The organism is Bacillus sp. KICET-3 (genome assembly GCF_033261025.1).
Taxonomy (GTDB): domain Bacteria; phylum Bacillota; class Bacilli; order Bacillales; family Bacillaceae; genus Bacillus; species Bacillus sonorensis.
The window spans coordinates 320,611-341,943 of the sequence record NZ_CP137345.1; the positions used below are offsets into that span (position 1 = coordinate 320,611).

23 protein-coding genes and 1 other annotated feature are annotated in these 21,333 nt (G+C 44.7%); of the genes, 20 read left to right on the forward strand and 3 right to left on the reverse strand.

The genetic code is table 11. The features are described 5' to 3' along the window. The first annotated feature begins 1 nt into the window (after nt 1). The 9 genes from R5H20_RS01775 (at nt 2) to R5H20_RS01815 (ending at nt 9,112) form a co-directional block, all read left to right on the forward strand. On the forward strand, nt 2-1,924 hold the full coding sequence (locus R5H20_RS01775; RefSeq protein ID WP_006640070.1) for a DUF6792 domain-containing protein: 1,923 nt from the start codon (nt 2-4) through the stop codon (nt 1,922-1,924). Nucleotides 1,925-1,939: 15 nt separating this feature from the next. Next, on the forward strand, nt 1,940-2,290 hold the full coding sequence (locus R5H20_RS01780) for a hypothetical protein (RefSeq protein ID WP_006640071.1): 351 nt from the start codon (nt 1,940-1,942) through the stop codon (nt 2,288-2,290). A gap of 254 nt (nt 2,291-2,544) precedes the next feature. Further along, nucleotides 2,545-3,225, forward strand: coding sequence for a response regulator transcription factor (locus R5H20_RS01785; protein WP_087962547.1), 681 nt, complete (start codon nt 2,545-2,547; stop codon nt 3,223-3,225). 1 nt (nt 3,226) lies between these two features. Further along, a complete protein-coding gene (locus R5H20_RS01790) occupies nt 3,227-4,162 on the forward strand; it encodes a HAMP domain-containing histidine kinase (RefSeq protein ID WP_006640073.1) in 936 nt (311 codons plus the stop codon). A gap of 95 nt (nt 4,163-4,257) precedes the next feature. Then, nucleotides 4,258-5,181 (forward strand): ABC transporter ATP-binding protein, encoded by a 924-nt coding sequence (locus tag R5H20_RS01795; RefSeq protein WP_006640074.1) that lies wholly within the window; start codon nt 4,258-4,260, stop codon nt 5,179-5,181. Nucleotides 5,182-5,195: 14 nt separating this feature from the next. Further along, nucleotides 5,196-5,879 carry an ABC transporter permease gene (locus tag R5H20_RS01800; RefSeq protein ID WP_006640075.1) on the forward strand — a complete coding sequence of 228 codons (684 nt, stop codon included), beginning with the start codon at nt 5,196-5,198 and terminating at the stop codon, nt 5,877-5,879. Nucleotides 5,880-5,894: 15 nt separating this feature from the next. After that, nucleotides 5,895-6,593, forward strand: coding sequence for an ABC transporter permease (locus R5H20_RS01805; RefSeq protein WP_006640076.1), 699 nt, complete (start codon nt 5,895-5,897; stop codon nt 6,591-6,593). 137 nt (nt 6,594-6,730) lie between these two features. Beyond that, on the forward strand, nt 6,731-7,801 hold the full coding sequence (locus R5H20_RS01810) for a DUF3900 domain-containing protein (protein ID WP_006640077.1): 1,071 nt from the start codon (nt 6,731-6,733) through the stop codon (nt 7,799-7,801). Between the two features lie 129 nt (nt 7,802-7,930). Further along, on the forward strand, nt 7,931-9,112 hold the full coding sequence (locus R5H20_RS01815; protein WP_006640078.1) for a DUF4885 family protein: 1,182 nt from the start codon (nt 7,931-7,933) through the stop codon (nt 9,110-9,112). Between the two features lie 144 nt (nt 9,113-9,256). On the opposite strand, the gene R5H20_RS01820 is transcribed toward R5H20_RS01815, so the two are convergent. Beyond that, complete coding sequence (locus R5H20_RS01820) at nt 9,257-9,913, reverse strand: pentapeptide repeat-containing protein (RefSeq protein WP_006640079.1); 657 nt, start codon at nt 9,911-9,913, stop codon at nt 9,257-9,259. Nucleotides 9,914-10,280: 367 nt separating this feature from the next. Between R5H20_RS01820 and R5H20_RS01825 the strand changes: the two genes are divergently transcribed. Next, nucleotides 10,281-11,189, forward strand: a complete 909-nt coding sequence (locus R5H20_RS01825) for a macrolide 2'-phosphotransferase (protein ID WP_006640080.1) — start codon at nt 10,281-10,283, stop codon at nt 11,187-11,189. 139 nt (nt 11,190-11,328) lie between these two features. On the opposite strand, the gene R5H20_RS01830 is transcribed toward R5H20_RS01825, so the two are convergent. Beyond that, complete coding sequence (locus R5H20_RS01830; RefSeq protein WP_006640081.1) at nt 11,329-11,766, reverse strand: MarR family winged helix-turn-helix transcriptional regulator; 438 nt, start codon at nt 11,764-11,766, stop codon at nt 11,329-11,331. A 271-nt stretch (nt 11,767-12,037) separates the two neighbouring features. Between R5H20_RS01830 and R5H20_RS01835 the strand changes: the two genes are divergently transcribed. The 9 genes from R5H20_RS01835 to R5H20_RS01875 all read left to right on the forward strand — a co-directional run bounded on the left by R5H20_RS01835 (nt 12,038) and on the right by R5H20_RS01875 (nt 19,613). Beyond that, on the forward strand, nt 12,038-13,549 hold the full coding sequence (locus tag R5H20_RS01835; RefSeq protein ID WP_006640082.1) for a class I adenylate-forming enzyme family protein: 1,512 nt from the start codon (nt 12,038-12,040) through the stop codon (nt 13,547-13,549). A gap of 106 nt (nt 13,550-13,655) precedes the next feature. Further along, the gene (locus R5H20_RS01840; RefSeq protein WP_006640083.1) at nt 13,656-14,897 is read left to right on the forward strand and encodes a serpin family protein; all 1,242 of its coding nucleotides are present in this window, start codon (nt 13,656-13,658) and stop codon (nt 14,895-14,897) included. 219 nt (nt 14,898-15,116) lie between these two features. Continuing rightward, nucleotides 15,117-15,317, forward strand: a complete 201-nt coding sequence (locus R5H20_RS01845; RefSeq protein WP_006640084.1) for a hypothetical protein — start codon at nt 15,117-15,119, stop codon at nt 15,315-15,317. 55 nt (nt 15,318-15,372) lie between these two features. Then, on the forward strand, nt 15,373-16,194 hold the full coding sequence (locus R5H20_RS01850; RefSeq protein WP_006640085.1) for a DUF4885 family protein: 822 nt from the start codon (nt 15,373-15,375) through the stop codon (nt 16,192-16,194). Further along, complete coding sequence (locus tag R5H20_RS01855; protein ID WP_006640086.1) at nt 16,187-16,510, forward strand: hypothetical protein; 324 nt, start codon at nt 16,187-16,189, stop codon at nt 16,508-16,510. Before R5H20_RS01850 ends, R5H20_RS01855 begins: the two co-directional genes overlap by 8 nt. A 110-nt stretch (nt 16,511-16,620) precedes the next feature. Further along, nucleotides 16,621-17,376, forward strand: coding sequence for a MerR family transcriptional regulator (locus R5H20_RS01860; RefSeq protein WP_006640087.1), 756 nt, complete (start codon nt 16,621-16,623; stop codon nt 17,374-17,376). 263 nt (nt 17,377-17,639) lie between these two features. Further along, nucleotides 17,640-17,690: a hypothetical protein gene (locus tag R5H20_RS01865; protein WP_236836451.1), complete on the forward strand. Its 51-nt coding sequence runs from the start codon at nt 17,640-17,642 to the stop codon at nt 17,688-17,690. A 438-nt stretch (nt 17,691-18,128) separates the two neighbouring features. Beyond that, nucleotides 18,129-18,387 (forward strand) — a binding site (T-box leader). A 100-nt stretch (nt 18,388-18,487) separates the two neighbouring features. Then, nucleotides 18,488-18,649: an RtpA protein gene (locus R5H20_RS01870; RefSeq protein ID WP_006640089.1), complete on the forward strand. Its 162-nt coding sequence runs from the start codon at nt 18,488-18,490 to the stop codon at nt 18,647-18,649. 16 nt (nt 18,650-18,665) lie between these two features. Next, entirely contained in the window at nt 18,666-19,613 is a 948-nt protein-coding gene (locus R5H20_RS01875; RefSeq protein WP_006640090.1) for a DMT family transporter, read from the forward strand. A 2-nt stretch (nt 19,614-19,615) separates the two neighbouring features. Here the strand turns inward: R5H20_RS01875 and R5H20_RS01880 are convergent, their stop codons facing one another. After that, nucleotides 19,616-19,999, reverse strand: a complete 384-nt coding sequence (locus R5H20_RS01880; protein ID WP_006640091.1) for an RDD family protein — start codon at nt 19,997-19,999, stop codon at nt 19,616-19,618. A 241-nt stretch (nt 20,000-20,240) separates the two neighbouring features. On the opposite strand from R5H20_RS01880, the gene R5H20_RS01885 reads away from it, so the two are divergent. Then, entirely contained in the window at nt 20,241-21,305 is a 1,065-nt protein-coding gene (locus R5H20_RS01885; RefSeq protein ID WP_006640092.1) for a YecA family protein, read from the forward strand. The last annotated feature ends 28 nt before the right edge of the window (nt 21,306-21,333 follow it).

Here is a 21,333-nt window from a genome sequence, read left to right on the forward strand (position 1 = left end):
GATGGCAACTAAAAATATATTTGAAAATGAAAATGTTAAGCTTCGTATAATAAACCTTGAATATAGTTATAAGAATAGGTTTGCTTCAAATAATCAAAATGAAGTGAAAAAAGCTAAAGACGATTTTGAGGCAGACGTTCGCAGAATTTATAAAGAGGAAACAAATCATGAACTGCCAGAAAATATTGAGATTTTTACATCAAAAGAAATTCTAGAGCATAGTAAGGATAAAACAATCAGTCAATCAGGCTATGACGGTACAGCTATTCATATAAAGGATAAGACAAAACATATTGATCAGCTCCACGTTATTTCCGAAGGCAGCGCAGATAATGAAGATTGGAAATATAATTTCTTTGGATTGTTTTTGGGAATGGATAATAGACAATATAAGGCGACAAGGGAGTTTTCAAGGGCTTCCAAGAAAAAAGCCGGTAACTCTAAAGAGTTAAAAATTTATGCTATGGGCCATTCTCTCGCGAACAATAACCAAGTTCTAGTACAGTTGGTAAATGGTGGATTTGATGAGGTTTATGGGGTAAATGGAGCCCAGATAAGTGTAGATCATTTATTGTTGGTTGATAAAAAAATGGCACGGGAATTAAGGAAGAAGTATCAAGTAAACGATCTATCGACCATCCCCAAAGACAAACTCAAAAAAGCCATCACCAAATACTACAACGACAAAGGCGTCACAGCTAACATCACCCAGCGCATTTCCAGTGACGATCCGCTCTACGGTGTCAGCGGGAAGGCTGATTTTATTACGTTCGGCGATGTGAAGATGACGAACACACACCCGAATATAAAAGGATTCCGAAGTGTCATTGATCATATTCCTGATGAAGATGTGAGGAAACTGAAAGGGTACTTTCAGAAATATGCTGCTGATTATCGAAAGGGCGGCATTCAAGGTTTTGCTATGGAAGCAATCGGCGCAGATATGGATTTTTTAAACGGAATAATCAATGAAGAGGGTACAGCTCAGCAAATAGCATATTGCTTGAAACATCCGGTCCGCCTTTCGAATATGGTGGGTGCACTTGATAAAAAGCTGCCGGAGTTCAAAGAATTTCTTGCGAAAGTCAAGGCCTACAGCGGTCCAGTTCTCAATCAGCTTGAAGCAAACGGTTATATTGATGAAGCAAAAAAGAAGACCATTCAAAAAGACATTGCCGAAGTAGAGCGGCTGACTGGAAGACTGGACGTTTTATATGAAAAGATCAAATTTCTTGTCGACTGGAAGACTGTCGTATTCACTCTAAATAATGGTCAACTTTCTCAATCACTCATGAAAAATTTAATCGAATTTTATTTAACTTATAAAGCATTGGAAGAAGCTTTGGGCAAACTGGATCAAGACACAAAAGACCTTCTCAATCTCATTGGCGAAGGCCACAGCATCACCCCGCTTCTAGACGCTTTATCCAAAAAGAAAGGCATCAGCTACAAAGGCGGAGACATCTATTTTTCAAAGAAAGGCAAGGATGGAAAAGAGATAAAGGTCAACCTGTCATCTGCCGTCAGGATTTATCAGGCGGGGATGGCCGCCATTTCGAAGATTGAGGATGAAATTGACCGCTACCAACGTGTTTTCCACCATGAAATCCACGATCATTTCGCAACTAAAAAAGCTGAGTTGACAAAAGCCATTCATGACATGGAAGCCAATCCTTCCCGCTACCAATTCGACATTCAGTTCAAGCTTGCCTCAGGCTTCGCCGGATCGACCGGAAAGTTGAATAAAATCGTTGTCCACGACTCGTACCACACGGCTCCGCTTCCTCAGTGCGACGGCGTCGTCAGCGAATTAAAAAAACAAACCTCCAGCAAAAAGAAATTTGTAAAAAGCATTCGCACCAGCATTGAAAAATTGTTCGATGAGGATGAGCAAATTTCGGAGCTGTTTGATTTTAAGACATAGGGGAGGGATATTAAGATGGTAAAACCTTTATTGGAGGAAACTGAAACAGTTTCAGCGACATATATGTTTTTAAGCAGTATTTCAGCAAAGGATAAAGCGGCCCGGCTGAATGCTCCGCTGAAAAGCGTTTTAAAAGAACTGAATGAATTTGATAAAGTGTTAAAAAGCGAAATCGAGGGGCAAAAAGGCATGATTATCACGAAAATTAAAAAAGAATTGGATCACAAAAGTGAAAACCGAAAAACCGTCATCACCCGGATGAAATCAGACAACGAGCAGTTTGCAAACAGTTATCATGACATGATTGAAACTTTGCGAAAGCAAAACGTAACACTTTACTATAAAAAGAATAAGCCTCTTGATTAATAAAAGATGACCCCTGATATCAGAGGTCATCTTTTCATTCCTTTGACTTGGTTTGTTCAACCCGGCGCCTGTGACTTGATCCGAATTAGTCGAGAAGATAGATTGATATCGCTCAAAGGATGCGGAGAGTCGAGAGGTTTCACCTAGAAAAATAAATAATTTTTGTAAAAAACACACGTTTTTCAATTACAATGGGTGTAATTGCACGTGTGTTTTTATGTTGAAAAGGACGGGGGAAAAAGATGCAGCGCATATTGCTTATTGAAGATGATCATTCGATCAGTGAAATGGTCGATCATTATTTAACAAAAGAAGGATTTGAGGTCGTGCTTGCTTTTGACGGAGAAGAGGGCGTTCGCTTGTTTCAGCAGGGTAATTATGATGTGATTCTACTCGACATCATGCTTCCTAAGCTGAATGGAATGGATTTTCTGAAAATGATCCGTGAACAGAGCAAGGTCCCGGTTTTAATGATTTCCGCAAAAGACGGGGATGTGGATAAAGCGCTGGGGCTGGGCTTTGGTGCGGATGATTATATTGCCAAGCCGTTTTCGATGATCGAATTGACCGCAAGAATAAAAGCCGCCATTCGGCGGGCAACGCAATATTCCGTCAGTGAGCCGGCAAATCAAAAAATATTGCGTGTTCACAAGCTTACGGTTGATATAGAAAATGTATCCGTACAAAAAAATGGTGAACCGCTTCAGCTGACATCGACGGAATGGAAGATGCTGACTTTGTTTGTGACAAACCCTAAAAAAGTGTTTACAAAAGAACAAATCTATCGTTCGGTTTGGAATGATGATTATTTTGGCGATCAAAATATTATTAACGTCCATATGAGGCGCCTGAGAGAAAAGATAGAGGATGATCCTTCCTCCCCGCAATATATTAAAACGCTTTGGGGCATCGGCTATAAATTAGGAGAGTTTTAGCATGACAATGTTATGGATTGGCATTCTGATAATTTTGGCGTCTCTCAATCTCGTTCAATATAAAATGAAAGGGCAACGGGATCGAAACTTGAAGTACATCACGGAAAAGCTCAGTGTGATGCTAAATGAGCATGCGGCAGATCAAATTTTATTAGGAACGGATGATAAAGTACTGCGGGCTCTGCTCGTGCAAATTAACCTGTTTGTTGAGGAGCATCAGCACATAACAGCCCGTTTTGCAAAAACGGAGCAGTCAATGAAACGAATGCTGACCAATATGTCCCATGATCTGAAAACTCCGCTGACCGTCGTGCTCGGGTATATCGAGGCGATCCAAAATGATTCAGACATGGCGGAAGAAGAGCGTGAAAGACTGCTGGAGAAGCTTTATCAAAAAACAGGTGAAATCATTCAGCTGATGAATTCTTTCTTTGACTTGGCCAAGCTGGAATCGGAAGATAAGCAAATACTGCTCACTAAAATACATATCAACGAAATATGCAGAAAAAACATTCTCCAACACTATGATGCTGTTCAGTCAAAAGGCTTTAAAGCAGTTATCGACATCCCGGATACCCCGGTATATGCACTTGGAAATGAAGAAGCGCTTGGCCGGATTCTGCAAAACCTTTTATCAAATGCGATTCAATATGGCGCAGACGGAAAGCTGATCGGATTGTCCCTTACATATGATGACACGCGGATTGTCATTACGGTATGGGACCGTGGGAAAGGGATTAGTGAGCATGATCAGCAGAGGGTGTTTGAAAGGCTGTACACCCTTGAGGAATCGAGAAATAAAGCGTTCCAGGGAAGCGGGCTCGGTTTAACAATTACAAAAAGGCTCATTGAGAAAATGGGAGGGGACATCTCCCTCCAAAGCAAGCCGTATGAACGGACAGCGTTTTCCATCACGTTAAAACGAATGACCTATTAGCAAACGTAAGAATTTCTTAAGAAACAAGAAATAAAAAAGACAGCTTCCATCGCTACAATAGACACATGAACAGAGACAGGAAAGGAGAAACAGAGTTGACTTACATCGTCCAAACAAGCGGGCTTACCAAAACATTCAAAGGTCAAGAAGTTGTTTCAAATGTAAGCATGCATATACGAAAGGGAGAAATATACGGTTTTCTCGGCCCGAACGGAGCCGGGAAAACGACCATCATGAAGATGCTGACGAGCCTCGTAAAACCGACAAGCGGCGAAATCAATATCCTTGGGCATAAGCTGACAAATCAATCATACGAGATTCTCGGCAAAATAGGCAGCATGATCGAATACCCGATTTTTTATGAAAATCTGACAGCTGTAGAAAATTTAAATCTGCATTGTGAGTATATGGGATATCACAATAAAGCCAAGATTCAGGAAGTGCTGGACATGGTGAATTTAAAAAATATCGATAGCAAGCCTGTCAAAACATTCTCGCTTGGTATGAAGCAGCGTCTTGGAATCGCGCGGGCCATTCTCACCAAACCCGACTTGCTCATATTGGATGAACCGATTAATGGCCTTGATCCCATCGGGATTAAAGAAATCAGAAACTTATTTCAAGTATTGAGCAAAGAGTATGGAATGACATTGCTCATCTCAAGCCATATCCTGAACGAAGTAGAGCAGATCGCAGATACAATCGGAGTGATTCGGGACGGCAGGCTTGTTGAAGAAGTATCGATGGAAAGCGTAAGGGGACGGAACACAGAGTATATTGAACTCGTGACGCCGAACCAATTGCATGCTTGCTTTGTGCTTGAACATGAGCTGCAGATTGCTAATTTTAAAATACTAAATGATAAAACGATCCGAATTTATGATGCCGAAGCTTCTCAAACAGCCATTTCTAAAGCTCTGATTTTGAATGATGTAGAAATTGAATCGATGAATAAAAAGCATACTTCGCTTGAGGACTACTTCCTCAGCTTAATCAACGGCAATGCGGTCAACGCATAAGGAGGCGGAGAAATTTGCTGAATTTGATGAGAATCGAAATGAAAAAGCTGAAGCTGGGCTGGTATGTACGCGGAGCCGTCTTTGCCACTTTCATCATTCTCGGTTTTCTGTGGATGGTGACCTTCACAGAAGGCAAGGATACGTTCCAAACGATTGATGAAACATTTCTTGTGACCGGCACTTTCGTCAGAGCAGTTTTTATCGTGTTCGGCGCTGTGCTGATCTCAAAATTAGTGATTTCAGAGTTTAAAAACAAGACAATACTTGTGATGTTTACGTACCCGATCAACCGAAAAAAACTGCTGGCCGCTAAACTGCTGATCGCAGGCGGGCTGACCTTCATCACGATATTGCTATCAAATACATGCGTTGCAGCTGGTTTTTTTCTGCTGAACTCAATCTATGGGGTCATCCCCGGCGAATTAACAACTTCTATGGTTTCTCAGCAGGCTCTGAAAATGATCGTTTTTGCTTTTGGCGCCGCAGGAACGAGTTTAGTGCCCATCTTTTTCGGAATGCGGAAGCACTCCGCTGCGGCAACGATCATTTCGTCTGTCGTGATCAGTATGCTGATCAGTTCCACAAGTCCGGGCTTTTCTATTTCTTCAATTGTTTATATTCCCTTATCTCTGGCCGCTGTCGGTCTGTTTTTTTCCTTTTTGGCTGTAAGGCGGATCGAAAAAATAGATGTATGTTAACGGAGTTGAAGTTCAATGCTGAATTTAATTAAATTGGAGTTTAAAAAAACAAAACTAGGGTGGTATTACAAAGGTGCGGTGATTGCAAATCTATGCATTCTCGGCATGTTGTGCCTGATCGGGTCAGAGGAAAAAAATCTTACTCAAGGCCAAATGTCGATGGCTGACGCGGGATCCACGCTGCTGCTTCTCGGAACTTTTGTAAGGTCTGTGTTTATTGTCTTTGCAGGCGTGCTGATTGCCAAACTGATCATCGGGGAGTATAAAAACAGAACCATCACGGTGATGTTTACATATCCGGTCAGCCGAAAAAAACTGATGGCCGCAAAACTGCTGCTCACCGGCGGATTGACCTTTTTGACAATGATCGTGTCCGAACTGATTCTTGCGTTTATTTTCTCGCAGCTCAATGATGTCTATCAATTCAGCCCGGAAAAACTGACGCTGCAAGCCATAGGAAATGAGATTGGCAGTATGCTCATCTACGCTGCTTCCTCGACAGGGTTGAGTTTTATTCCATTATACTTTGGGATGCGCAAACAATCAGTTCCTGCCACCATTGTGACATCCTGCATTTTGATTGCGCTGATCGGTCAGCAAAGTCCTGGATTTTCAATTGCTTCTATTATTTATATTCCTATTTCATTGGCTGTAGTCGGGATTGCCATTGCGTTTTGGTCGATTCGAAAAATTGACCGGGAAGATGTATTATAATATCTGCTATTTGAATAGGTGCTTGAAATATGATCGCTCAAAACATATGAAGTGCCATAATTGCCAAATTGACGGAATACCGGCATTTACCTATACTTGAAGAACTGAAACAACTAGGAAACCGGGTGAACAACATCATGGAATTTGAAATTCGTTTTATTTCATTTTATGTCATACAAGTCGACGGCAAGGACGAGCAGGTCAACAAACAGTTTAAACACTTTCAGACCCTTGATACCGAAGAGTTCGAACACAGCGAGCTGAAAGATTTCTTAGACGGGGAATTAAAGAAAATCGTCAAACGGAAAGCGGACCGCCATCCGAAGTCCGAGCAGGTGCCGACGAAAATCGGCCGCTTCATCACAGAGCCGGGACATAAGCTTGACTCCAATCCAAACTACAATCTGTTTCACAAAACAAAACTGGCGGAGACAAAGGAAGACTTCAACGAACTGAGCGAACAGTTTGTGCGCACATACCTCGACACGAGCGCCGTCAGGGGAGGCGTTTTTTTAGTGGCGACAGCCGTACCGCGCAAATACTTCGATGATACATTTGTCTTTGTCATGAAGTGCGATTTTGAACCGAAGGTCGCTTCAATCGCTGATGAATCATCGCTGATCCGCAAGGTCGAAATGGCGATCACGACGAAAAACATGAAATCGATTCAGTATCCGCATATGCCTGAAGAGGGCATGACAGAGGAAAGCGAAGTGAAAATCCACCAGGCCTCGCACGCGCGCTATTTTGAAGATTTCTTAAAGTATGTCGAATACGGCGAGTCGATGCCCGAGATCATGAAGTCACAGGTCATGAATATGGTGCAGGAGCATGTGTATGAAGCTTTTGAGGACAAGAGTGAAGAGCTTCAGCAGTTCGAACACGACCTTGAAATCTGGGAAGCGAGCGAAAAGCGGGAGATTCAGGAGCGTCTCGACACCCATCAAGTCATCGAAGCCTCCGCACAGATCGTTGAGCACATGCCTGAGGCAGAGCTGAAAATGAAGCTGGGAGAAACCGAGATTAAAGGATTGCTTGCTGACTTCGGAAACACGATTCACTTAGCAAAAGTAAACGGCCGCTACGTCGCGCTGATAGAAGCCGAGACGATTTCCTTTGAAAAGGGCAGCTCGCCGGTGGAGTTTTACAAGCCGGAAGGGCTGGATGAGGTGATTGAGCGGATCAGTAGGAAGAGTGTTGAAGAGTAGATAAAAAAACCACTTTGCTGGTAGAAAGCGAGGTGGTTTTTCTATTGGATTTTCTTAGTGTAAAAGGTTGAAATAAACAAAAACTAGCCGATATATAATAATAGACAGAATGAATGAGGGAGGTATCTGATGCGTCTTCATAGCCAATCCATCCGCACACAACTGATGGTCCAGAACATGCTGAAATCATATTCGTCCAATGCGAGGAATAACCGTCTTTCTGATACAGCCGCAGTGTTGGAGAAGGCATACAGCCGACTGGAGAAATCATCTGATGAAAGGCTGAATCAGCTGAACTATTCAAAAGAAAGCATCGCTAAAAATGCCGCGAGCTTCAGCAGTGCATACCACCAGGCGAATCATCAGACTGTAATCGATACAGGGGAAGAAACAATGATTCATGCAAAAAATCCGTATGAATCAGAGAGCGATATCAGAAAAAAAATCCTTGATGAAAAATACAGCAGGATCAACGCGATCAATAAAACGAAATCCGACCCTTTAGGTTATATAAAAGATAAATATAAAAATTCAAAATCCCCTTATTTTAGAAGCGATTTAACGGCGGCAGAAAGACAAGCCGCATACGACAATGAAACAGAATGGCTGTTCAAAGGAAAAGCGCAAAACTATAACATGCAGGATGCCGCGTTTCGCGATACGACTTTTAATGGAGACATAGAATCGGAGAATGAAAAGGTATTTCAACGGAATCAGGTCAACCAGCAGCTTCAAGTCTTGTTGAACCGCCATCAAATTAAAATTCCCGAGAATACGACGCTTACGTTCACGATAACACCGATTGATTACAAGGTAAAAGTGAGCGGAACGGACGATAAGGAGCTTATCCATCAACTCGAGAGTTTGCTGGAATCGGGCGAAAACAGCAAAGAACTGTTTTTGCATATCATGAAAAGCTTGAGCAGTGATTCGGCCCAATATTCAAAAGATGCGTATCAAAAATATCAGACAGTCCGTGAGATGTATGAAGTGACAGGGTACCACCTCAAGGATTTGGAAGTCGTCGACGGCCGGTTTGTCACGCCTGACGGCCGTGATTTATTAGAGGTCTATAAAGAAGAGCTGGAGAAGGATCCTGTGCAGCAAAAGACAGCTCATGATGCGCTTGCCCATTTTGGTTCAGAGCTTGGCAGGCTTGCGAAAGCCGGCTATGATTCCGTTTCGGAATTCATTTTATCCATTGATTACAGCAATGGGTCTTTGAGGGATATAGGCCAGAAGAAGAGTTACGGGACAGGAGATACAGAGTGGATTGAAAAATGGAAGCGTCAAGCAGGCATCAATTATTAGATAAGCTGTTCCTGATCGGACGGCTTATTTTCTTGTTGTAGCGTTTGTGGATGCCCGCAATCGCTCAAATCAAAGGAGCAGTTCTTGTTTGAGACGAACCCGCGGGAATTTCCCGCATTTCTTCTTGACGCAGATTGCAGTCTCCTAGTTCCCATCCTTCACAACCAGACCGAGCGCTTTGGCGAAGCCGATGGCCTGTTCGGTTGAGACGATGCAGCCGCCGAGCTTTTCCAGTGAAACCGTGAGATGGCCAAAAGAGCAGCTGCTTACATCCAGCCCGTTTAATTCGGCGCCTGAAAAATTAGACTCATTCAGATCGCATGTCGAGAAGTATAAATCCTTCAGCTGAATCTCGTAAAAATCGGCATTCTGCAGAGAACAATGCTGAAAATGAACGTGTTTGACGTTTGAAAAGCCGAATGAAGCGTAATTGGCGAGGCATTCGGCAATTAAAACGTGTCGAAGGGCGGAGTCTGAGAGATTGATGCCAAGCAGCTTGCAGTTTCTCATTTCTGTCCGGTGAATAATGGCGCCGCTGAAATCGGCATTGGACAGATCGCATGAATCGAAAATCACGTCTGTCAATTGCAAATTGCGGAATGCGGCTTGCTGGAATGTTGTGTTTTTGAAGATGACTTTCTCAAATTCAAGCTTTTCAAAAGATTGGCCGCAAACGGCGGCATTTGTTGCTATGCCTCCATAAAAATGCTTGTCATCGGTGATTTCATCGTGCACCAGGAGCGGCTCAAGCCCGTCCGGGATTTTGGGAGGCTTGATATGAGGCATTTTCTCGGCTTTCATTTCAACACCCTCCTTTTTACGGGTGGTTTTCCATTATATATTAACATTTTTGGTTGTGCAGGGTGAGCCGACCTGTTAAAATAAACCTAACTTTACAGAACGGAGGGATTCCTTTATGGCATACATCAGATTCCGATTGAACTTTGTCACCGCTAATTAAATAGTGAACAAAGTCTCTGCCTGTGCGCAGAGTAATCGGGATTGGTCCGCCTGTTTTCAGGGAACCCTTATATGCAATAAAAGAAGGGAGAGGCGCAATTCGGACGCCTCTTTTTGGCGTCTTTAAAAATGAAATGTCTCTTTTCCGTTTAGTAAAACAGCACAGGCAGATGACCTGTGTTTTTTAATGGAAAGGAGAACATCAAATATGACAAATGCAAATGAGCGCGTGAAAAAGGTGCTGAACCTGGCGGAGAAGCACGGCCTTCGCCTGAACCCTGCCAGAGCCGAGCTCGATGAGTCCGGCATGGATTTTCAAGTCGTTTTTGCAGATGACGAAACTGGAAGGTGCTGGGTGCTGAGAAGGCCGAGGCGCAGCGATGTCATCAAAAGGGCAGCGGCCGAGGGAAGGGTGCTGAAGCTGCTTCAAACCCGACTTCAGGCCGCTGTGCCGGATTGGCGGATCAATGAACCGGAATTGATTGCGTATCCAAAGCTCGCCGGTGTTCCGGCCGCCGTCATCGATATGGAGATCAGAAATTATGTATGGAATATGAATCATCAGCCGCCGTCAGAAGCATTTGTCCGCTCGCTTGCTCAAACACTGGCGGCTCTCCACGGAATCGATCATGACGCGGCGGAGGAAGCCGGTGTGCAGGTGATGAGACCGCAGGACCTGCGCCAAACAAAAGCGGAGGAGATGAAGCGGATCAAAGAGGAGCTGGGGATTAGCGACACACTGTGGGAGAGGTGGCAAAAATGGCTGGCGGATGATTCGTGCTGGCCGGAGCATACCGCGTTTATTCATGGCGATCTTCATCCGCCCCACATTTTGATTGATTCAGATCATCAGGTTACAGGTCTGCTCGATTGGACGGAAGCAAAGGTCGCCGACCCGGCTAAAGATTTCCTCCTGTTTCAGACGATTTTAGGTGAAGCTGAAACAGCGCGGCTCATCGGCTGCTATGAAGAGGCGGGCGGACGCGTCTGGCCGGGAATGAAAAAGCATATAACCGAAATGCAGGCCGCCTACGGGATAGAGATCGCCTTGTTTGCCCTTACAACAAAGCAAAAAGAGCATATGGACATGGCGCTGGAAGCGCTCGGATTGAAATAATAAAAAAGAGCTGTCGATCTAATCGACAGCTCAGCGTGTCGGCAAACCCTCGCATTCGTTGTCAGGCCTGCGCGTCGGTGCTCACGAATTCAACATTCGCTCCGCTCCGATGCTCGGCCTTCCTAGACTGCAAGAGTTTTCAATCACGCTGAAAGGATGACAGAAAAACCTTTTCAATTAAAGAGAAAAAAGCCGCTTTTTCCTCTTTTGGCAGTTTGTCGAACATCTTGTCAATCAATGACTGGCGGTTTTCTACCATTTGCGCAGCGATCCGCTTCCCATCCTGTGAAAGCTCAAGCCAGACGGTGCGGCGGTCGTCATTGTTTCTTGACCTGATGACAAGTCCTTCTTCTTCCAAATGATTCAGTGCATTTGTTGTTGCTGATGGAGATAGAGATACTTCCTGCAGAATGTCCTTGACCGTACATGTTTCATGTCTGTAAATGATACGCAAAATAAACCCTTTAACGCTTGTGACGTTCATGGGAAGTGTTTCTTCGTCCAATTTCTTTGAATAACGCAAATATTTTGTCAGGGCATGATCCAATAGATTCGCTTCGAGCCTATGGTGCTTCATGAAGGTTTCCTCATTTCCGACATCATGTGAAAGGGGATCAGAATCAAATTTCACTGATCGATAAAAACATAGGTCAATTTTATCATAAGTCAGAGCGCTTCAAAAAACGTTTTGATCATCCAAAATACTTACTTTTGTTATCAATTCATAAACAGAATAATTCCATATTGAAATGGTTTTACAATGGATATTTTTTGTTTTAGAATTGTTTGTACGTCACATAATCTAACCGGGTTTTGTGAGAAACAATGAAAATGTGGAGATGAATATTTTGGGTACACTTCAGCAATTAATCCATGATTATATGGAAAGCTCTGATGAATTGGAAGCATTATCAGGAGGAAACCGAACGTTTACGTTTAAGGAATATCGTGACCGGGTGAACCAATTGGCGCATTATCTGCTGGAAGAGGGTGTTCAAAAGGGAGATCATATTGCGATCTTATGTAAAAACACCCACCATTTCCCCGTTATTTTGCTGGCATCATTAACGATCGGCGCGACTGCCGTTCCGCTAAGCTGGCAGCTGACGTCCTATGAGTTGAAAGGGATTTTAAACAAATCCCAGCCTAAGGTGATGTTTTATGACCGGGAGTTTGCCGATATATTGTCGCCCCTTCGTCAACACCTCGCACTTTGCCGCCTGATTGAAGCAGGCGCCGGAATGGACACGACCGAACAGTTTGAAAGCCTCCTGAAAGACAGGCCTTCAGAGGTTGAGGCAAAGCAGGTGACAGAACACGACTTGGCTTTGATGCTGTTCACCTCCGGTACGACCGGAAATCCGAAAGGCTGCATGGTCAACCACGGCAGTCTGGCTGCTTATTTGACAGATATGAAGGTAAAAGGGAAACGGCTGAAAGGAACCCGTTTTCTCGCAAGTCATCCGCTGTATCATATGAGCTCGCTGAATCATGTATTTCAAGGCGCATTTGAAGGGGTCGCACTCTACTTCTTATGGGATCCGGAGCCGGTTGAGATTTTGCGGGAAATCGAAGCAAAACAGATTCACATGATGATGGCGTTTCCGTCTGTATACACCTATATGCTGGAGGAAATGAAGAGGCGGCCGTTTGACCTGTCATCGATCATCAGCCTTGTTTCAGGCGGGACGAAGGTTCCGGCGCGGCTGATAAAAGAGTATAAAGAACACGGCATCCAAATGGTGCAGGGCTACGGAAGCACAGAAGCCTGGACCGTCAGCGTCTGGCGGCCGGACATGGGCTGGGATAAAGTCAATTCCGCCGGTAAACCGATTCCGCACGTCAGCGTCAAAATCGTAGATCCGGACACGCGTCAAGAGCTGCCGGCGGGTGAAATCGGAGAAGTCGTCATCAAGAGCCCGTATGTGTTTGAAGGGTATTATCAAAATCCGTCGGCCACGGAAAAGGTGCTGAAGGATGGCTGGTTTAACATGGGCGACTCGGGCAAGCTTGATGAAGACGGCTTTTTATATATTACAGGCCGTTATAAAGATGTGATTGTATACGGCGGGGATAATATATACCCTGACCAGGTGGAAGAGATTATCGATCAGGTCCCTGGCGTAGTGGAGTCGGCCGTTATCGGCGTTCCCGATGAGACGTACGGGGAGGCGCCGCGGGCATATGTCGTGAAAAACGAGAGCTCCTCTCTGTCTGAACAGGATATCATCGATTTCTGCAAAGAGCGTCTAGCAGATTATAAAATCCCGGAAATCGTGTTTGCCGGCAGCCTTCCAAAAAACAGACTCGGCAAAATCGTCAAAAAGGAATTGCGGGAGCTGGCTCTGAAAGAGCAGTGATCTCATGTCACGAAAAAATAAAGCGATCGGCGTTGAGAGCCGGTCGCTTTTTTGTGTAACGTTTTCAATCGGCGAACCCACTAACACAATAGGAGGTGCGGAAAACATGATAGGTAAACCGAAAACTCTGGCAATCGTTATGAGCGTGCTTTTCATCATGGCGGGCTGCGGAGGGGAAACAGAGCCGGAGCCGTCTCTTCAACAATCAAAAGAATCACCCGAACAGCGGTCATCGCCGGATGTTGAACCGTCTTTTGCCGCGGCTGAACAGCAATTCGCTCTTGATTTGTTTCATGAAATGATGAAAAAAGCCGGGGGTTCTCAAAATATGTTCATCTCTCCATACAGCGTGCAGCAGGCTTTGCTCATGACGGCCAATGGAGCTGCCGGGGACAGCCGGAAAGAGATTCTCCATGCTTTATCTATCGAGCAGATGGACATCACGTCGATAAACCAATCGTCAAGATCCTTGATCCAATCGTACAAAACGCTGCCGCACGGCGAATTTTCCGCCGCCAACTCCATATGGTCGAAGCCGGAGCTCAAGAAAGGTTTTACAGACAAGATCGCAGGCCTTGGAGACGCTTATCAGCTGAACAAAGATCCCCAACTGGCGGCAGATGAGGTAAACGCCTGGACGGCGAAAAAGACTGGAGGGCATATCGATCAAATCATCGACAGAGTACCACCTGATACTATCGCTTACATCATCAATGCCGTCTTTTTTAAAGAATACTGGAAGCAACCGTTTGACGAAAAATTGACCGCTCCTCACCCGTTTTATGCGGCGGACGGCTCCAAAAAAGACCATCCCATGATGACGCAGACAAACCGCTTTTCTTATCAGGAAACAAAGCGATTCCAAGCTGTGAAGCTGCCGTACAAAGACGACGGCCTGGCCCTGGCTGTGTTTCTTCCGAAAAAAACAGAAAACCTTCAATCATTGCTGAAGGAATGGACATATGAAAATTGGCGCGAATCGCAAGCGCGCTGGGAAATGAAACAGGTGGAATTGAAGCTTCCCCGTTTCTCTATTGATGCGGAATATGTGCTTAACGATCCCCTGAAGCAGCTCGGGCTGAAAACGGTATTTCACCAGGCGGATTTTTCAAATATGTTTGCCGGTGATCCGGCCGGATACATAAAGGAGGTCAAGCATCATACGTTTATCAAAGTGGATGAGGCAGGCACTGAAGCTGCCGCGGCTACGAAGGTCGAGATTGTTGAATCAGGCGCCGTTCCCGATGTGACAATGACCGTCGATCATCCGTTTTATTTCGCGGTGTTTGATGAAAAAACCGGAATGATTTTGTTTTTAGGCAGTGTGGCGAAGCCTGTGGAAGGATAAGCAGTGCGGAAACAGGAAAGTACATTGCGGCTGTGCTTTCTAACAACGGTTCATTTGATGGCCGGGGATTACAGCCTTTGAGTTCATCGACAGAATGAAAAGCGGCACGTATACGGCTAATCTGTCTCCATCATCGATATCCAGCCCTGGAAAAGAAACCGTTTCTCCAACGGCTGCGGTGAAACTGGCAAACGTCTCGGCCATACCTTTAGAGAGGTGTTGAACAAAGAAGAGGGAGTCTGGCATAAAACGGTTTCGGGCGGGACATTGTTTCCGGATCTCAAACCGGAACTGGCGCTCCCGGTCAAAACGACATGGAATGTCAGATGCTACTCCCTCGCTTGGGGCAGTTCAACTTGGAAATCACCGCGGTTGAAGACAGCTGCCGGTATGATCAAACATATGGGTGGTAAAATTTAGATTCGTGTTGACCGATATAAAAAATAAAAGCGCATAATCGACGAAAGGAGCTCCCATGAATATTAGAGACAAGGTAAAACTTGCGCTTTATACTGAAAAGCTGATGGATGCAGTTTCACACAAACAGCCGGCAAAAACTAATAGGTCTGAGACCCAAGCCGCCGCAAAAAAAGACACGCTGACCATCAGCAAGCAGGCTGAACAAGCGCAAAAAAACGGACCATCTTTAAAATCGCAGATGAATGGCGTACAGTTTGAAATTTATCATCTATATGTAAACAGACAGCGTTTAAACAGCCGGATCGAAAAAGCCCTCAGAGAAAACGGCATTACCCTTGCGGAAAATGAAAGCATGCAGATTCATGTCGATGGCAAAAATCACATTACAGTTGAAGGGACTTTTGACGATCAAAAAAGAGCACAAATAGAAAAGGCGCTGAATGGGGTAGAACAGCTGGGAGCGCGGCTGTTAAGCCATTCGGATTATGTCGGTGAACAGAATGGAAAGCCAATAGACAAAGTCGCTTACGAAAAATGGCATGTCAATGAGTTTTTAAAAACGATGGCCGGGCTGACGCTGGCGGATGTCAGTTTGAATGAAGCGGGTGACATCATCGGCGGAAATGAGAAACTTGAACAAGTCATTCAAGCGGCCGCCGACCCGAAAAGCGATTTGGAGAAAAGCTTTGGCAATATGCTGGTCAAATTAAAGAACGTCTTGAAAAAAGGACCTGATACAATCGCGGATAGATCCGCTTCGTTCGGCTATTCAGGCGGGACGCTGATTGACCTGAATGTCTCGAAAGGATTTTCAACAGGCCAGATAGACGAATGGCTGGATGATCCGTTTTTAAGGAATGCCATCCAAAATGTCTAACGTCATCTATAACGAGCCATTTGAATGTGAGGAATGGGTATGGCAGATTCATGATGACACGTATTTGCTGAAAAAATACCGGCAAATTGACTGTGGTGAATACGATGGGGCTACAGGTTTGTTCGAGTATTATTACGATTTTATCATTCTCACTTGCTTTGATGAAAAAGGGACCGAGCTATTTACCGCCAGAACATACCGGGATGAAGATGAGATGCACTTTCTTTCCCGTCCGAACGGCAGCTTGAAGGAAAATTATTTTGAAATGATGGAAAAAATAAAACAGAAGCTTCAAGTAGCAAGTATAAGGGATTAAACGTAAAGCAGGCCGAGGCTTGCTTTTTTTGTGCAAAAAAATTTAAAAATCCGCATTGACTCTCACGTTGCGTGATACTTTATAGTCAATATCAAAGGGAGGCGACATTCATGAAAATGAAGGTGAAAGAAGTTGCCGATTTGGTCGGCATCAGTGTGCGCACACTGCATCATTATGATGATATCGGACTTTTGACTCCATCGGAGACGACCGAATCAGGCTATCGGCTATATTCAGATGACGATCTGGAAAAGCTGCAGCAGATCTTATTTTTTAGAGAGCTCGACTTCCCTTTGAAAAAAATTAGGAACATTCTCGAGAGCCCTTCATTTGACCGTAATGAAGCGTTGCAGATGCACAGAAAAATGCTGCTGGAAAAACGCAGAAGGCTGGATCAAATGATCGAGACAATCGATAAGACGATACAATTTACGAAAGGAGAAATCGACATGACGAATGAAGAAAAATTTGCAGGCTTCGATTTCAGCCAAAACCCTTACGAGGAGGAAGCGCGTGAACGCTGGGGAGATGAGGCCATCGACAAAACGAAGGCTCATTACGCCGCCATGTCTGAAGATGAAAGAAAAGCGGTGGAACAGCAATTTAACAACATTTACAGAAAAATCGCCGCCCTGCGAAAAGGCGAGCCTGACTCAGATGAGGCACAGGCGGCCATTCAAGAATGGTATGATTTTTTAAACCAAAATTCAGGCCACCACTTTTCGCTTGAGGCTTTCAAATGCATCGGGCAAATGTATGTCGATGACGAACGCTTTACGAAAAACATCGATCAATACGGCACCGGCTTGGCGAAGTTCATGTGCGACGCCATGACGGTGTTTGCAGACCGGAATAAGAAATCATAACGGCTGGTGCTTTTTCAAAAAGCATGACCAAAAAAGTCGCTCTCCTTTGGGGCGACTTTTTTGCGCAGCGATAAGGTTTTTTTAGTTCCTGCATTCAGCCTCAATATTTTGTTTTTGGAGATGGAAAGGTCTCTCGGCATTTGAAGTGTTATGGTAAAATATTCTTTGTACACAAAGCTATATGCTCGCTTGAGGGAGTTTCTTGCTCATCCCCATTTGAAAGGGGGTGATGCATCATGACAACATATGAAACAATCTCTATAATGATGGCTTTCGGCATGCTGATTGCCGTGTTGTCTAAGAAAGAAAAATAGACACTCCCTTAAGCCTTGGCAAGTGAAAGGGATAGTGTCTGCGTTAGAGCTATCTGAGCAAGCCCCTTGACGGGCCGCTTTGTGTATGATGACTCGACTGTTGGCGCAGTCGGGTCTTTTTTATTGTATGCATTTCTTAAAGAAGAAATACTTTTACATGTGGCAGCGATACTGTATTTCTTTCTATGTCGACTGATGAAAATATGTTATTCCATACATTTATATTACTAATTTGAGCCAGCAAAAGCAACTCATCATGCATGATGAGCTCATTCAATAAAGGTACGCCACTTCCAACGTTCAAGTCCCGCAATTTTGGCGGAGCCGGCATTCAAGTTAAATTACGAGCCGATTTGCAGTCCGTCAAAAAACGAACAGAAAACGCTGATTGACACAAATCCATTTTCAGAGTAATATATTTTACAAATTATGAACGGTCAAACGATATGGAGGAAGAGCAAGTACGTGTCAGCGAGGGGTTTTAAGAGAGTCGGTGGCTGGTGTGAACCGATGACCCCCTGATGCCGAATGGGCTTCTGAATCGCTCCGCTGAACGGATTCCGTCAGTAGGCGGCGCCGGGATGTTCTCTCCGTTATCAAGAGAAACATATCGAAAGGGTGATCCCTTTCCGTATGTTTGTGAGCGAATCGTATTTGCGATTAAAAAAGGTGGTACCGCGAGACCCTCGTCCTTTTGTGGCGAGGGTTTTTTTGCATTCTTTAAGGAGGTGACGGCCATGGAGGAAGGCTGGCCGGTGCGGCCGATAGAGATGATAGTATGAATGGAGGTGGACCAGATGGTGATTGCAACAGACGACTTGGAAATTCCTTGTCCGCATTGCAAAGGCAGCGGCAAAGAAGACGGGCTTCATTGTCCAAAATGTTCGGGGAAAGGCGTCATTTTGACGGCGCAGGGAAATACATTGCTTCATTTTATCAAAAAGCATATTGATGAATAAAGGATGATTGTGGGATATGAAACGAGCTGAGAAGAGTACAGTTGAGCAGAGCGGGGATTTGCGTGGCAGCCTTCAGGCGGCTGCCGGCATATGTTTTATCGTATGTGGAACGATGTCTTTTGCGTCAAAATCCATTCTTGTGAAATGGGCTTATGAACAAGGGGCGGCTCCGGAGGCGGTTTTATTGTATCGGCAATTGATTGCGGCGCCAATGTTTTGGGGGATTTTTATGATCTATCGTTCAAAGCCCAAACCGAAACATAAGGATGTCATCAAAGCCTGCACTGCGGGGCTGCTCTGCTTTTTCCTGTCACCCTTGTTTGATTTCATCGGCCTTCATTATGTCTCGGCGATTGTCGAGCGGATGCTGGTGATGAGCTATCCGATTTTCGTGCTGATCCTGTCTGCTTTGTTGAACAGAAAGAGGATGCCGATCCGACATCTTGGCGCCGTTTTCCTTGTGGGCGGCGGGCTGTTTTTGGCCGTTGGCGGCTGGGATTTACATGCGGTAAAAGCGAATATGACGGGAGCTGTGTTGATTATCCTGTCTGCCATTTTTTATGCCGTTTATTTGGTCGTATCAGGACGGCTTGTCCACGAAATCGGCAGCATCCGAATGAATGCATATGGACTGTCGGCGGCAAGCTTGGCAATCGCCGTGTATACGGCGATTCAAGCAGCCGGAGAGCAGCCGGTTAACCTTTTTTCCTACGATGCCCAGATGTACGGTTTATTTATCATCATTGCGGTGGCAACGACGGTTGTTCCTTTTATATTTATGCTTGAAGGCATCAAGCGCATAGGAGCGGAACGAGGGGCTTTGATTTCAATAGCCGGGCCGGTGATCACCATTTTCTTGGGGGTATTGTTTTTAAACGAACGTTTAAGCCTTGTTCAGTGGCTGGGATGTTTTCTTGTGCTGTTTGTCATCAGTCTATTAGAATATCGAAAGCGTAAGCGGTAAATCTACGTTTTTTTGATGACATACGTCTTGGCTGCGAAGTCATGTACGGCTTGTTTCTTTTCTGAAAAAGCGACTGTCAGGTAAAACAGCCTTGAAATGATATGCACCCATGCGGCGAAGTAGCGGATGACAGCCTGTCGAAAAGTTATCGGCTGGCCATTCTCACTAGAAACAATGCGAATTCTGAAAACGGCTTTTCCAATCGTGCCTTGAAGATTTGTCAACGGCATGAACAGCGGATAGAAAAGGTAAACGAGCACCGCTGTACATAGAACACCTGGGGAGCCCCCTCCAAATATCAGGGCAGATGAGAGATGTAAACCAACCGTAATCACACAGTCGGTCAGCAGCGCCCCTGCCCGGACCCAAAAACCTGCATATTGCAATGTGTTTAACGTCCTTTCCATGTATAGTATAAAGGGGTGGGAAACAAACAACATAAACCATTTTATAGTTATTTTTTCTGCTTTTAAATGGGATGTTTATCCTATTTTTCAACGGATGTTCATGTTCGTTGAAAAATTTTACTATTACGCTAATTCATACCCATTTTCATTATCGATTTCCCCCCTCTTCAAAGTTTTGATAAAATAATAAAGTTGTAGTATATGATACGGAGGTTTAATCGTGGGAAAAGTAAAGAGAAACATGCCTTGCCCTTGCGGCAGCGGGCTTAAATATAAAAAGTGCTGCGGCAATCCGAAGGCGGATGTTCCGTCCGTTGTGGTGCAAGAGCTGAAACAGATTCAAAAAGATGTCATGGAATTTGCGTTTACAGAACATAAACAAACGATCGATCAATTTCTCAATCAATATTCTTTTCTATCAGATTTAGAGGAGTCTGCGCAAAAAATATGCGTCTTTAATTTAGGCGTGTGGGGCGTATTTACCCAACCGCTGGCAGACGGCGGATTGACGATTTTTGAGGATTATCTGCGCAAAAAGGGCGGCTCCATCCTCAGATCCCAAACGAAAGAAGCCGTTCAATCATGGAACAATATGGCGCCGGCCTTGCTGCAGGTCAAAGATATTGCAAATGGATCGGTTCGTTTTGAAGATGCGGTTGCAAACGAAGACATCACCATCAACATGAATGTGAAGAGAGAAGGACCGTTTATCGGCGAATATGTGCTCGGCTTTCCGATTCAAGTCGGCGGACATACGGAATTCTTTCTGCAATTTACGATCTATCCGAAGAAGATGGCGGACACCATCAAAAGCAAGGTAGCGGAAGCGCTCGAACGCTTTACAAGCGAGGGCGGAACGGCAGAAAGGCTGATGAGGGAAGATTTCCATCATCTTTTAATGAAGCTCTGCCAAAAAGATGAAGCCTCTTCTGCAAACACTTCCGTAGAGATCGAATGGGCCAATGATATGGAAAGAGAAACCGCACGCGTCCTTGAGAAAGGAATGCTTGATGCGGGACATCCGGAAACATTTGTTTCTTGGGCGCTCGGCGTTTGGAAATCGTATTGCGCCAAAAAGGCCCCGAGCATCAAAAAAACCGAAGCATTCGCCGCCGCATTGGAGTATTTCATCAACACGATATCCAAATCTGAAAAAGCGGTCTCCCAGGCGAAGCTTGCGAAAAAATACGGCGTCAGCGCTTCAACGGTATCGAACCGGTTTAAAGATATCGAAGCCGCATTAAAAGATGACCTTGACCATCATCTTGAACTGATGCCTTCATGACACCAAAAAACCTTCCGAGATGTTTCGG